At 44.1% G+C, this 13026-nt stretch carries 10 protein-coding genes; 6 read left to right on the forward strand and 4 right to left on the reverse strand.

From position 1 onward, the window contains the following. Positions 1-60: 60 nt before the first annotated feature. From ACTW1R_RS02180 to ACTW1R_RS02205, 6 genes are all read left to right on the forward strand, one after another. Positions 61-1647, forward strand: a complete 1587-nt coding sequence (locus ACTW1R_RS02180) for an extracellular solute-binding protein (protein ID WP_271814282.1) — start codon at positions 61-63, stop codon at positions 1645-1647. Positions 1648-1749: 102 nt separating this feature from the next. After that, positions 1750-2673 carry an ABC transporter permease gene (locus ACTW1R_RS02185; RefSeq protein ID WP_271814284.1) on the forward strand — a complete coding sequence of 308 codons (924 nt, stop codon included), beginning with the start codon at positions 1750-1752 and terminating at the stop codon, positions 2671-2673. Positions 2674-2685: 12 nt separating this feature from the next. After that, a complete protein-coding gene (locus tag ACTW1R_RS02190; protein WP_271814286.1) occupies positions 2686-3579 on the forward strand; it encodes a carbohydrate ABC transporter permease in 894 nt (297 codons plus the stop codon). A 4-nt stretch (positions 3580-3583) separates the two neighbouring features. Then, positions 3584-4216 carry a DUF624 domain-containing protein gene (locus ACTW1R_RS02195; protein ID WP_060792627.1) on the forward strand — a complete coding sequence of 211 codons (633 nt, stop codon included), beginning with the start codon at positions 3584-3586 and terminating at the stop codon, positions 4214-4216. Positions 4217-4265: 49 nt separating this feature from the next. After that, positions 4266-6206 (forward strand): glycoside hydrolase family 127 protein, encoded by a 1941-nt coding sequence (locus ACTW1R_RS02200; RefSeq protein ID WP_270290067.1) that lies wholly within the window; start codon positions 4266-4268, stop codon positions 6204-6206. Positions 6207-6381: 175 nt separating this feature from the next. Beyond that, complete coding sequence (locus ACTW1R_RS02205; protein ID WP_375853071.1) at positions 6382-9213, forward strand: endo-beta-N-acetylglucosaminidase; 2832 nt, start codon at positions 6382-6384, stop codon at positions 9211-9213. Positions 9214-9344: 131 nt separating this feature from the next. Here ACTW1R_RS02205 and ACTW1R_RS02210 read toward each other — a convergent pair whose 3' ends face one another. Genes ACTW1R_RS02210 through ACTW1R_RS02225 form a run of 4 tightly spaced genes read right to left on the reverse strand, consistent with a single transcriptional unit; the run spans position 9345 to position 12746 of the window. After that, entirely contained in the window at positions 9345-10007 is a 663-nt protein-coding gene (locus ACTW1R_RS02210) for an ABC transporter permease (protein ID WP_005227316.1), read from the reverse strand. Between the two features lie 4 nt (positions 10008-10011). Further along, positions 10012-10932 carry an osmoprotectant ABC transporter substrate-binding protein gene (locus ACTW1R_RS02215; RefSeq protein ID WP_087626851.1) on the reverse strand — a complete coding sequence of 307 codons (921 nt, stop codon included), beginning with the start codon at positions 10930-10932 and terminating at the stop codon, positions 10012-10014. Next, on the reverse strand, positions 10932-11567 hold the full coding sequence (locus ACTW1R_RS02220) for an ABC transporter permease (RefSeq protein ID WP_016609633.1): 636 nt from the start codon (positions 11565-11567) through the stop codon (positions 10932-10934). Before ACTW1R_RS02220 ends, ACTW1R_RS02215 begins: the two co-directional genes overlap by 1 nt. A gap of 3 nt (positions 11568-11570) precedes the next feature. Continuing rightward, positions 11571-12746: a betaine/proline/choline family ABC transporter ATP-binding protein gene (locus ACTW1R_RS02225; protein WP_005227327.1), complete on the reverse strand. Its 1176-nt coding sequence runs from the start codon at positions 12744-12746 to the stop codon at positions 11571-11573. Positions 12747-13026 lie beyond the last annotated feature (280 nt).

A 13026-nucleotide genomic window follows, 5' to 3' on the forward strand; every position in this document is an offset into this window, starting at 1 on the left:
TAAAAGCGTTTTCATTTTCGACGTTATACTTAGTGTAACAAGAGTGAAAGGGATGAGAAAATGAAAAAATTAGGTTTGGTGTTTTGTTCTGCAGCATTGATCGGATTGCTCTCTGGATGCGGGGGAGGATCTTCAAGTGAGGGAGATGGAGAGTCGTCAAGCAACCAGTTAAATGTGTTAGTGGTAAAACATGGCTTGACGCAAAAGAACAAAGATATTGAGTGGTTGAACAAACTAGAAGAAGAACTTGAGCTGACCATAAAGTGGGAGGAAGTTTCCGCTGATTGGGATCAGAAAAAAGCCCCAATGTTGGCTTCTGGAGATATTCCCGATTTGATTCTGGGACCAAATGTTGTGACGGATGCGGAATTTGCGAAGTTTCCTGGCTTGTTCACCGATTTATCTGATCACTTAGATGCCCTGCCAAATGTTCAAAAGATGTTTGAAGAAAAACCAGAAACAAAAGCACTTGCTACTCAACTGAATGGAGAGATCTATGGCTTACCAAAATACCAGCGTTTTTGGCCTAAATCTGCTTCTCGTCAATATATCAATCAAACGTGGCTGGACAATCTTGGGTTAGACGTACCTGAAACATGGGATGAACTATTCGAAGTGTTGGTCGCATTCAAAGAAAACGATGCGAATGGAGATGGGGATGCCAGCGATGAAATTCCAATGGATTGGAGTCCAGTTGGAACCGGCGGTTTTGGCTATTTCCAACCAATGCAGCTTTTAGCAAGTACGGGTATCGTTGTTTCTGAAGGAGGAAATACCGGCTACTTTGCTGAAAATGGACAGGTAGGCAACTTCTTTGTTGATGAGCGTTACAAAGAAACAGTGGAATTTTTGAACAAGTGCTGGGAAGCTGGCTTGATTAATCCTAAGGCTTTTTCTCAAGATTATAGTGCCTATCAGTCCACTGGTAGAGGAGAAGGCGAGACGGCAAAAGTCGGTTTTACTTGGGGCTGGGAAGCTTCAGACCGATTTGGTAATCAGTTAGCAGATCAATATACATCAATGGCACCATTGATTCAAAAAGCTGGAGTGGAACCGACATGGAGCTATGAAACCTCGCTTAATTATGGGGTAAACTTTGCCGTTGTTTCCTCTCAAACCAAAAATATGGACGGAGCCTTAAAATTCGTCAATGCGCTATACGATCCAGAAATCGGAATCCAAGCATTGTTTGGGTCATTGGGCACTAACATCGAAAAAGACGGGGACACTTACCGCGTCTTGCCACCTGCAGATGAAAATGTCGATCCAGGGACATGGAAGTGGACAACAACTTGGGCGGACAATAGTCCAATGTATATTTCAGACGCTCTTGATGTCGAACTTGGCGCAGATATGAAAGCGAATGAGGTCCAAGATGAAGTGTTGCATCCTTACGTGGATCAAATCGTTCCTGAAGAACAAGTAGTACCATTCAATCTCTTGAAATTTAGTAATGAGGATGCCACAACACTAGCAAACAACAATACAACGATCCTCAATGAAGCAATGACAAAATTTGCTAAATGGGTGACAAAAGGCGGCATTGAAGATGAGTGGGAGCAATATGTCACAACCTTGCAAAATAGCGGCTTAGATCAAAATATCGAGATCGTTCAAAAAGGATTTGATCAATATTACGGGAATTAAGTGAGTGGTGAGGCTGGTCAGAGTTGAGTAAAGCAATCGCAAGTTCATGCTTGAATAACAAAGACCAGCCATTTACCTAAATCTATCAAAGGAGTGAAGATCATGGACACAGTTCTCGTGAAAAAAAATAATCGGTTACTTTCTCATTTCAGGCGACAATGGCAGCTATGGTTGATGGTTTTACCGGCATTAGCGATCATTTTGGTTTTTAATTACATACCAATGTATGGTATCCAACTAGCATTTCGGGAATTCGACTTTACGAAGGGACTCACTGGTGGCGAATTTGTCGGTTTCAAGTATTTCCAACAATTTTTCGAAAGCCCGATGTTCCAAACCGTGATAGTCAATACGTTGCGGATCAGTGTGACAACGCTGGTTTTTGGGTTCATTGCTCCCATTTTATTGGCATTGATCATCAATCAAATCAGAAACCCTAAAAGAAAAAAAGTCATGCAAACTGCGGTTTATTTACCTCACTTCATTTCTACGGTCGTGATGGTAGGGATATTGCAAGTCTTTCTTTCACCAGAAACAGGTGTTTTAGTCAACCTCTTGAACTTGGATTCTTCTGTCAACTTAATGGGGAGCGACAGTACGTTCGTGCCCGTCTATGTCATTTCTGAGGTTTGGCAGCACTGTGGCTGGAACAGCATTATTTACTTAGCGGCACTTTCGAGTATCGATACGCAACTCTATGAATCAGCAGATATCGATGGCGCCAATCGTTTTCAAAAAATCCTCCATGTTGATATACCAGCATTAGTGCCAACGATGGTTATTTTGTTGATTATGAATATGGGTGGGGTTTTAAATGCTGGCTTTGAGAAGATTTTCCTGATGCAAAATAGTTTGAATTTGAGCGTCTCAGAAGTCATTTCTACGTATGTGTATAAAATTGGGATTTTAAACAGTCAATTTAGTTATTCAACAGCGATCGGGCTATTCAATAACATCATTAATTTTCTCTTTTTAGTTTTAGCAAATGGTCTTTCGAAAAAATACACGAACCGTAGTTTATGGTAAAGGGGTGGCTATATGAATCTATCACTAACAAACAAACCTAAATCAGATCTTCTTTTTAACCTAGCGATCATCATACTTTGCTTGAGTATCTTTTTGATTGTCGTCTATCCGCTCTTTTTTGTCGTCATCGCTTCAATTAGTGATTCCAACATGGTTTCTAAAGGATTAGTCACACTCTTTCCTAGGAATATCAGCTTTTTTGGTTTTGAAAAAATTTTACAAGATGCTAGGATCTGGACGGGCTATCGCAATACCTTGATTTATACGTTAGGAGGAACTGCGGTCAATTTAATTTTTACTTTGCCCGCAGCTTTTGCCTTATCAAGAAAGGAATTTAAACCTCGAAAACTTTTGATGTTTCTCTTTACCTTTACGATGTTTTTCAATGGTGGCTTGATCCCTACGTATTTACTTTATCGAGATGTGGGGTTGATCGATAGTATGTGGGTCTTTATTATTCCCTCAGCAGTCAATGTCTATAACTTGATCATTGCAAGAAGCTTTTTTGAGACAAGCATTCCGGATAGTCTCTATGAAGCAGCCGCTCTAGATGGTTGCTCCTATGCAAAATTTTTTGTTACTGTGACGCTACCGCTATCCAAAGCAGTCATTTCTGTGGTGGGTCTTTACTATTTGGTCCAACATTGGAACGATTTCTTTACAGGACTCGTATTTATTCGCGACTACGAAAAACAACCTTTACAGATCGTTCTGCGAGATATTTTACTATCAAATCAAGCATCTGCAGGTGGTGCGGGCGCTTTGGGTGATGGCTACGGACAACAATATGCAGATCAGATCAAATATGGCGCCATCATTGTTTCGACCTTACCGATTTTGGTGATCTATCCTTTCCTACAGAAATACTTTGATAAAGGAGTCATGATTGGTGCAATGAAAGGGTGAGTACATGAATAAGCTAGTCGATTTACATGTGAGCATTGGGAAAAAAGGCTTACTGTTATTTCTGTTGCATTGCTATTGGCTGCTGTTTACCTTATTCGGCTTAGTTCTTTTCGGACTATTGCCAGCAACCAATGCGGTTTACGAACTTTGCAATGATGAAAAATATCAAGAAGCAAATGCGATAAAATTGTTTCAGTCCTTTGCAAAAAGCTTTCGAAAAAACTTTTGGAGAATGAATCGATTAGGACTCTTTATCCTTCCTTTAGCAGCCCTTTTTTCGATTGACTTGATGCTAATGAGACACTATGTCTTTACCGAAGCCGATACAACCGTTTATTTGTTGATCCAACTTCTGATAGTAATTAGTCTCCTTTTTTTAGCCAATCTCTTTTGGTTTTTTCAACACGAACGAGCTTGGAAACCCATGCTTAAAAAAAGTTTGATTCTAATGCTTGGCAAACCTGGATTGACCGGTCAAATTTTCGTCCTTATGGTCGGGATCAGCTGTTGCTACTACCTACTACCGGGTTTATTCTTCGTATTTGGTGTTACACCGCTGGTTTATTTTCAACTTAATTTGTTTAAACAAAAAGATGCGTATGTCTTTTTACCTGAAAAAAAGCATACGACTGTCTAAGCTCGTACATTTACCATAAAATCTCAAAATAAAAGAACAGGAGAACGTAATGAAAGAATTCGCATTAAACAAGATCCAGCTCACGGACGAGTTTTGGCAAGGATACCAAGAGCTTGTTCGCAAAGAAACGATTCCTTACCAATACCAAGTCCTAAATGATGAAATCGATGTAGATGTTCAAGCAGAACGGGAAGATCCCAATTTGCCAGCTGGGAAAAGCCATGCATTGGCGAATTTTCGCATCGCTGCAGGGCAAATGGAAGGGGAACATTTTGGCTGGTTTTTCCAAGATAGTGATGTCTACAAATGGATCGAGTCGGCTGGGTATAGCTTGTTGAATACTAGCGATCCGCAATTGGAAACGACAGTAGATGAAGTGATTGACTTAGTTGCTGCTGCGCAAGAAGCGGACGGCTACTTAAATACCTTCTTTCAATTGACCCGACCGAAGTTAAAATACCGTCAGCTGTATTTCAGTCATGAACTTTATTGTGCCGGGCATCTAGTCGAAGCGGCTATCGCTTATGATCAAGCAACAGGCAAGGATAAATTACTGACCGTGGCAGAGAAAAATATCGCCAATATTTGCACGTATTTTGGGCGGGAGCCTGGAAAAATTCAAGGTGCTGATGGCCATCAAGAGATCGAATTGGCACTGGTGCGTTTGTATGAATACACTGGTAAACAAACCTATTTGACATTAGCTGATTTCTTTCTTGAAGTACGTGGGGAAGATCCTGCCTTTTACGAAAAAGAAATCTTGAAAAACCAAGCGGATGGCTTATCAGATGAAACACCAAGGGTAGACCTCACCTATTTACAAGCCTACGATCAACCTAAAAAGCAGCATGAAGCCAAAGGGCATGCGGTACGAATGCTGTATATGGCAAGCGGTATGGCAAAAGTCGCCCAGCATACCCAAGATCAAGCATTAATTGATGCTTGCGAAGCGATTTGGGAAGACATCGCCTGTAAGAAAATGTATGTGACCGGTGGCGTCGGCTCAACCGTTCACGGGGAAGCCTTTGTCGGTCCCTATGATTTGCCAAATGATACGATGTATTGTGAAACCTGTGCAGCTATTGCATTGGTCCAATTTTCTTTTGAGCTGTTCAAACTAACCAATGAACCAAAATATTTAGCGACGATGGAACGAGCGTTGTATAATAGCGTCCTTTCTGGTGCGGCAATTGACGGTAAACACTTTTTCTACGTGAATCCTTTGGAGGTCAATCCCCAACGAGATCAAAAAAATCCTGGCAAAGGTCACGTCAAAGCCCAACGACCCGATTGGCTCGGTTGTGCGTGTTGTCCGCCGAATTTTGCACGGATGGTCGCTTCGCTGCAGCGCTTGGTTTACACTTGCGATCAAGAGAAGCTTTACGTGAATTTATTTGTAGCAAGCCGTTTAGAAGAACCTGATCAATTTACGTTTGAACAAACGGGCGGGTTTCCTTTTACAGAGGACCTCACGATTCGCTATCAAGGCATTCCAAAGACGCTCATCATCCACAAACCTAACGGACTAAGTAAGTTTCAAATCGATAGTGAACACGAATGGCAGGAGACGAACGAGGCAATCATCTTTGAGGCAGTCGAAAACGTGACGGCCAATATCCGTTTTGAACAACCATTGCAAATCTTGCGTGCGAATCCTCAAGTTATTCAAGACATCAATCAAGTCGCATTGCAACGTGGCCCATTCGTGTATTGCATAGAAGAAGCCGACAATGGTCAAGCACTCTGGCGTTGCCGCATCGACCCACAGGCGCTGGAGGCGACATTTTCGAAAGAGGATACGTTGTTGCCAACTACTTTACGCTTGGCGATCAAAGGCTACCAAAGCGAAGAATGGTCGGGAACAACCCTTTACGAAGAACGAGCGGAAACGGTCATACCTCGTACGTGGCAACTGATCCCATACCATTTATGGGGCAATCGGGGCATAGGCGAAATGCGCGTTTGGCTGCCGCTCGTTGGAAAGGAGTAAGAAGTAAGCAGGGCCAAAGAGCTTCCCTAAAAGGAGGCTCTTTTTTTTCTAAACTCAACCTTCTTGGATTTGTTGCATGATTTCTTTAATTTGTTCCTATATTCCTATCTTTGAAAGCGTTATCGTTTTAGTGTAGGAATGTTGGCGGGTTTATGTAAAACAAGGAGGAAGAAGTGTGACAAGGATAATCAGTAAAGTTGGCGCATCTTTGTTGGTATTGGCAGCGGCAACGGCAATCGGCGGCTGCACCCAAAGTGAGGCGAAGACAACTGGAAAAGTCGTTTACCAAGAAACAGCCAAAAGTACGTTGGAAAAAGCGATGGACAATCAACCGGAGTCGTCTTATTGGTTCCCAGAAGATTTGTTGGCATGGTCTTTTGAAAAAGATCCAGATGCGAAATACAATACCAGCGTTGTTCCATTAGCGCAGCGGGCAGCTAAAGAGACGTTGCCGAAGATGAATGACACGCAAACGGCAGAAACCAAAGTCGTAGCGCTTTCGATCATGAATAGCAGTACGAGCGGCAATGCACCACGAGGGATCAATACCTTTGATGCCAATGTCTTTTCTTATTGGCAATACATCGATCAATTGGTTTATTGGGGCGGCTCTTCTGGCGAAGGGATTATCGTACCTCCAAGTCCTGATGTGACAGATGCTGCTCATAGGAATGGCGTGCCGGTTTTAGGAACGATCTTCTTTCCGCAAACTGCCCATGGTGGGAAGTTGGAATGGCTAGATACGTTTTTAGCTAAGGATGAGGACGGCAATTTTCCGATCGTAGAAAAAATGATCGAAGTTGCCAATACGTATGGCTTTGATGGCTGGTTCATCAATCAAGAAACCGATACGGCGGTCACTAGTTTTGATGATGCAGCGGAAGGTGTCGAACAATCGGGGACTGATGGTAAAGGATTAAATGAAAGCCACGCCAAAGCGATGCAAGAATTGATTGCCCAATTCAAAGAACAAGCCGACGAGCATTTAGAGATCATGTGGTATGATTCCATGACGAGTGATGGGAAAATGGATTGGCAAAACGCTTTGACGGATAAGAACAAAGCCTATTTAGTGGATGCAGAGATGAACCCATTGGCAGATAGTATGTTCTTGAATTTCTGGTGGACCACTGACAAACTGGCGGACAAAGAGCTGTTGAAGGCCTCCAATGAAAAAGCCCGTGAAATCGGTGTCGATCCTTACAATCTTTTTGCTGGGATTGATGTGCAAGAAAATGGCTATTCAACGCCTGTACGCTGGGATTTGTTTACGGATGAAAAAGGCGTTCCTTATACCTCATTGGGCCTGTATGTGCCTAGCTGGACCTATTCTTCTGCTAGTACGCCGGATGATTTCCAAAGCAAAGAGAATGCTTTTTGGGTCAATAACACGGGCGATCCTCGGGAAAGCCAGCTGCCAGAAGCGACAGAGTGGCCTGGGATCTCCACCTATGCCCTGGAACAGACCGCTATCACAGAGCTGCCTTTTGTGACGAATTTTAGTCTGGGGAATGGCTACAACTATTTTATCGAGGGAGAAAAAGTGTCCAGCCGCAATTGGAACAACCGAAGCTTGCAAGCTGTTTTGCCGACCTATCGTTGGGTCTTTGACCATGGAAAAGACAATGATCTGGCTGTATCAATCAATTATGCGGATGCCTATAATGGCGGAAATGCACTGAAACTACGTGGACAGTTGACAAAAGGCAGTACCAGTCACATGGCATTGTATCAGACAGCATTTCCTGTGACGAAAAAGACGAAATTGACGACGACTGTCAAAGCAACGGTACCGACAGCTCTTGATTTGGTCGTGACTTTAGCTGATGGTTCAACACAAACGATCAAAGGAGACAAAGAGGTCGCAACAGACTGGACGACGATCACTTACTCATTGAAAGACATCAAAGGGGAAGTGACAGCGATTGGTTATGACATAACCACGAAAGAAACCAGTGATGTCTATGAGTTGAATCTAGGGCAATTAACGATCGGAGATCAGAAAGCGGAGAAATTCGCTGCCGAAGCATTGACGGTTGAGGATGTGCTCTTTGATGAAGAAGAGGGCAACTATGCGGGGGTCCGTTTAACGTGGGAAGCTGCCAAGGACAAGACAGCTGCGGTTTATGAGGTCTACCAATTGAACGATGACGGCTCACGCTCCTTCTTAGCAGCTACGCCAGCAACCAACCACTATTTGAATGCCGTTGAACGACCAAAAGGGACGAAAACCAAGTTCGCGGTGGTGGCAGTGGATCGCTATGGCAATCGCGGCAAGCTATCCGATACGGTGGAGATCACTTGGCCAAACAATCAGCTGCCAAAAGCAGCCTTTACAGCCTCTAAAACCTTAGCGGCACCGGGGGAAACGATCACCTTCACGAATACCTCATCTGCGAATGCCGAAGCATTTGAATGGACGTTTGAAGGCGGCGATATCACAAGCAGTACAGAAGAAAATCCCCAAGTGACCTATTCGGAACCAGGTACCTACAAAGTCACGCTTGTTGCCAAAAACGAAGCAGGAGAGACCCCTCTGGAAATGGCGGGATTGATCACGATTTCTGCTGATGCGCCGAAAGAGTTGCTGCTGCTTTCAAAAGATGCCGAAGCAACTGCTTCATCGTTTGTCAATGATGCCGAAGCACCAGCTTTTGCCCTCGATGGTGATTTGAGTACGAAGTGGTGTGCGACAGGCAATGCGCCTCATGAGTTGATGATCGATCTCGGTCGACCACAAACGGTCAGTGAAGTACGCCTCGCCCATGCGGAAGCTGGTGGAGAAGGACCAGACATGAATACGCGGGCGTATACGGTGCTCGTCAGTGAAGATGGCAAAGACTATGAGCCAGTTTCACGAACGTTGAAAAATGAAGCGGGCACTAGCACCAATACGTTTGCCGTCAAGAAGGTGCAATATGTAAAAATCAGTATCGATAAACCAACACAAGGAGCAGACTCAGCAGCCCGAATCTATGAAGTCGAAGTATACGGAATGGATAAATAGCAAAAAAGAGCAGGGCGTTAACCCTAAAAAGGGAAGCGGCTGAAGCGATGCTTTTCTGAAAAATGACCGAACCAAAAAAGCCGTTGCGACCAATAAATGGTCACAACGGCTTTTGCTTTTTCCAAATAAGTTTAGCGTGAAGTACGGCTGGCGGGATCTAAGCGGCGTTCAATAAAGCTCAATCCAAGATCCGTAATGATCGCCATCAAGGCAGTTGGTAAAGCACCTGCTAAGATGATCGATGCACCATCCGTCGCATTGGTTCCGCGGATGATGATGTCCCCCAGTCCACCAGCACCAACGAAAGCGCCAATGGCGGTGATACCGATCGCCACGACTAAGGCGTTTCGAATCCCTGCCATGATCACCGAAACAGACAATGGCAATTCGATCATATACAATCGCTGCCAGCTAGTCATCCCCATCCCTTTGCCGACATCTAACGTATTGCGGTCGACTTGGCGCATGCCGGTATAGGTATTTTTGATGATCGGTAACAAAGAATAAAGGAAAATCGTTAAAATCACGACATTCACACCTAAGCCCATGCCGATCATTAAAATCGAGATCATCGCTAAAGATGGAATCGTCTGGATGATATTGGCGAAACGAATCACCCAATCTGCCAAACGCATTTTTTTAGAAATCAAGATCCCGATTGGAATCCCGACGATCGAGGCAAAAAGTACCCCGTAGATTGAAATCAAGAAGTGACGAATGAACTGAGCAAAAACATAGCCGCCATTTTCTTGGAAATAGAAAAGAAATTGTTGGAATAAATTCATGTCTGCCATTTCGTCACTCTCCTTCGAAGTAATTATTTTCTTCTAAGAAACGTTCGGCAACTACCGTTGGTTCTAGAAGGTCATTATCCACTTGGTAATTCAATTCTTGCATTTTTTCGGTATCGATTTTGCCTGCTAATTTGTTCAGGGCATCGCCGATTTCAGGTGTTTCTTGCAACAATTTGTCATCGACGATCGGTGCGGCATCATAAGGCGGGAAGAAGTTTAGATCATCTTCTAGCATCACGAGATCGTAACTGCCGATCCGGCCGTCGGTTGAGTACCCTAAAACGATATCCATTTTTCCGTTATCAACAGCATCGTAGACGAGACCGATCTGCATCGGTAGGATGTTTTGGAAAGAGAACCCATAGGCTTTCTGGAAGCCATCGTATCCATCGCCGACCCGTGTGATCCACGCGGTATCGACCCCTGCAACCAATTGATCTGCGACATCTTTCAAGTCACTGACTTTTTCCAATCCGTATTTTTCGGCAGTATCTTTTCTGACAAGAAAGACATATGTGTTATCAAAGCCGTAAGAAGGGAACCAAGTCTGTTGGTACCGTTGCTCAAATTCTGATTTGACTTTGTCAAAGGCGGCTTGCGGATCAGATTCTGGCTCCAACCCTAACGTCGTGGTCAAGTCAGTTCCTGTGTAGCGGGCAGCTGAGATCGACGCATCGCCATTCATCATCGCTTGGTGATTGATGGTCGTTGTTGCTAAGTTGTTAATGACGGTTGTGTTTTTATCCGTATAGTGTTCGACCATACCTGCAACCACTGCGCCAAGAATTTGGGCTTCGGAAGTGATGCCACCTGTGATCGCCACGGTATTCTCATCAGAAGTCGAGGCTAAACCGGGAAAGGAACAGCCGGACAGTAAAGCGACACTTAAGGAAAACAACAGCGCTAATTTTGAAGTTTTTTTCATTACGCATCCCCCCTTAAGGCAGCTGGTGTCAGTTTGTTTTCTAACAAACCCAGTAACCAGTCAGCTAATAAAGCAAAGATCGTCACTGGAATCGTCCCAGCGAAAATCAAAGGCGGTTGGTAGTTATTTAGTCCGCTAAAGATCAAATCACCAAGTCCACCGGCACCAATGTAAGAAGCCAAGGTAGCCCAGGCTAAAACATACACGGCCGATAAGCGGATCCCTGCCATGATCGTTGGGATCGCTAGAGGTAATTCCACACTGATGATCGACTGCAAGTTGGTCATCCCCATCCCTTTGGCAACATCGCGGTAATTCCAATCGACTTTTTTCATTCCAATGTAGGTATTTCGCAAAATCGGCAATAAGGAATAAATGAAAAGAGCGACGATAGCAGGGACTTTTCCGACACCTAAAATCGGGATCATCAATGCCAATAGTGCCAAAGAAGGCACGGTTTGCAACGCACTGGTGATGCCGATCACGACCGTTGCTGCTTTGGGGAAACGGGTCAAGATCACACCAATCGGTACAGCAACAAGAATCCCTAAGAGCAAAGCCGCAAAGGAGATATACAAATGTTCGAGACTTTTGGTGACCAATTGGCCGCCATATTCATTAAAGAAGCTTTGCATGCGCTAGACCTCCTCAGTTTCTTCAGGTTTCGCCGACTCAATGGCTTCCATGATCGATGGCTCATCGCCCCAAATCACGTCATAAACGATATCAACTAAGGAAGCACGGGTCAAAATCCCGACTAAATGTTTGTCGGCATCTACTACCGGCACATATTTTAAGCCGCGTTTTAAAATGCGTTGCAAGGTATCCCGCAACAAGGCGGTTTCACGAACGAAAAAGACATCTTTGTTCAAGATATCGCCGACACTAGTAACTTTGCCACGGTTGCGGTCGATGGATTCGACATCGATGTAGCCTTTTAGCACGTTGCTATTATCGGTAACCAGCAAGGTATCGACCCGTTTTTCCCGCATCAAGTGAATCGCTTCTTGTAAGGATTTTTCTGGTGTGATAGCGATCGGGGTATTCAACATCACGTCTTTGACTGGCGTTGTGTCAGGTTTTGCTTGCAACAAGCGGTCTTCACCGATCAATTCTTCCACAAACGGTGTTGCTGGGTGTTGCAGAATATTTTCTGGTGTATCAAATTGAATGACTTTTCCTTCACTCATGATCACGATGCGGCTAGCAAGCTTCAATGCTTCGTCCATATCATGGGTAACGAAGACGACGGTTTTTCCAAGCCGTTCTTGCAAGTCTTTGACCAAATCTTGTAAGGAGTCACGAGTGATTGGGTCTAGTGCGCCAAAAGGCTCATCCATTAAGATGACATCTTGGTCAGCTGCCAGGGCACGGACAACACCGATCCGTTGCTGTTGGCCCCCAGATAATTCGTTGGGGTAGCGGTCGAGCATTTCTCGCGGCAATTCCACCAAGTCGATCATGCGCTCGGCAGTTTTGTTGCGTTCTTCTTGGCTGACTTTTAACAATTTTTGAACCAGTGTAATGTTTTCCCGAATCGTCATGTGAGGCATCAAACCGATGCTTTGGATCACATAGCCGATTTGACGGCGTAATTCCACTGGGTTGATCTCTGTAACGCTTTTTCCATTGATCAAGATTTTTCCTTTAGAAGGATCCGTCATACGGTTGATCATCCGCATACAAGTCGTCTTTCCGCTACCACTTGTCCCGATGAAGCAAATGAATTCGCCTTTTTCAAAGGAAAGATTCACATCTTCAACAGCGACTTTACCACCTTTGTAAATTTTGGATACCTGCTGAAACTCAATCATGATGTCACCTCTATTTTTATTTAAGCAATCTGAATAATGGCTTAGAATCTGTACTAAGTATGCCGAAAAGTCCCTTGTTATTCAAATAATCTGCCCATTTTTTTCATAATTGTATAGACAAAACCGAAAATAGCGCCAGAAGCAAGTCCAAATTAAGGAGCGATGCATAGGGAATAGAAACGGCGAAGATCCCCCGTTATTTTTCATTGGGAAAAAGGGGGTTTTTCTGCAGAACGCCTTGGCAGCAGTCTCTTTATTTTTTTCTAAGAAAGGGCAGAAT

This window comes from Enterococcus sp. R12 (assembly GCF_058135755.1).

Bases quoted from the DNA above. Each gene is read 5' to 3' on its own strand.
- ACTW1R_RS02185 (WP_271814284.1), top strand. From the start codon at position 1,750: ATGGACACAGTTCTCGTGAAAAAAAATAATCGGTTACTTTCTCATTTC.
- ACTW1R_RS02195 (WP_060792627.1), top strand. From the start codon at position 3,584: ATGAATAAGCTAGTCGATTTACATGTGAGCATTGGGAAAAAAGGCTTA.
- ACTW1R_RS02180 (WP_271814282.1), top strand. From the start codon at position 61: ATGAAAAAATTAGGTTTGGTGTTTTGTTCTGCAGCATTGATCGGATTG.
- ACTW1R_RS02210 (WP_005227316.1), bottom strand. From the start codon at position 10,007: ATGGCAGACATGAATTTATTCCAACAATTTCTTTTCTATTTCCAAGAA.
- ACTW1R_RS02215 (WP_087626851.1), bottom strand. From the start codon at position 10,932: ATGAAAAAAACTTCAAAATTAGCGCTGTTGTTTTCCTTAAGTGTCGCT.
- ACTW1R_RS02190 (WP_271814286.1), top strand. From the start codon at position 2,686: ATGAATCTATCACTAACAAACAAACCTAAATCAGATCTTCTTTTTAAC.
- ACTW1R_RS02225 (WP_005227327.1), bottom strand. From the start codon at position 12,746: ATGATTGAGTTTCAGCAGGTATCCAAAATTTACAAAGGTGGTAAAGTC.
- ACTW1R_RS02220 (WP_016609633.1), bottom strand. From the start codon at position 11,567: ATGCAAAGCTTCTTTAATGAATATGGCGGCCAATTGGTCACCAAAAGT.
- ACTW1R_RS02200 (WP_270290067.1), top strand. From the start codon at position 4,266: ATGAAAGAATTCGCATTAAACAAGATCCAGCTCACGGACGAGTTTTGG.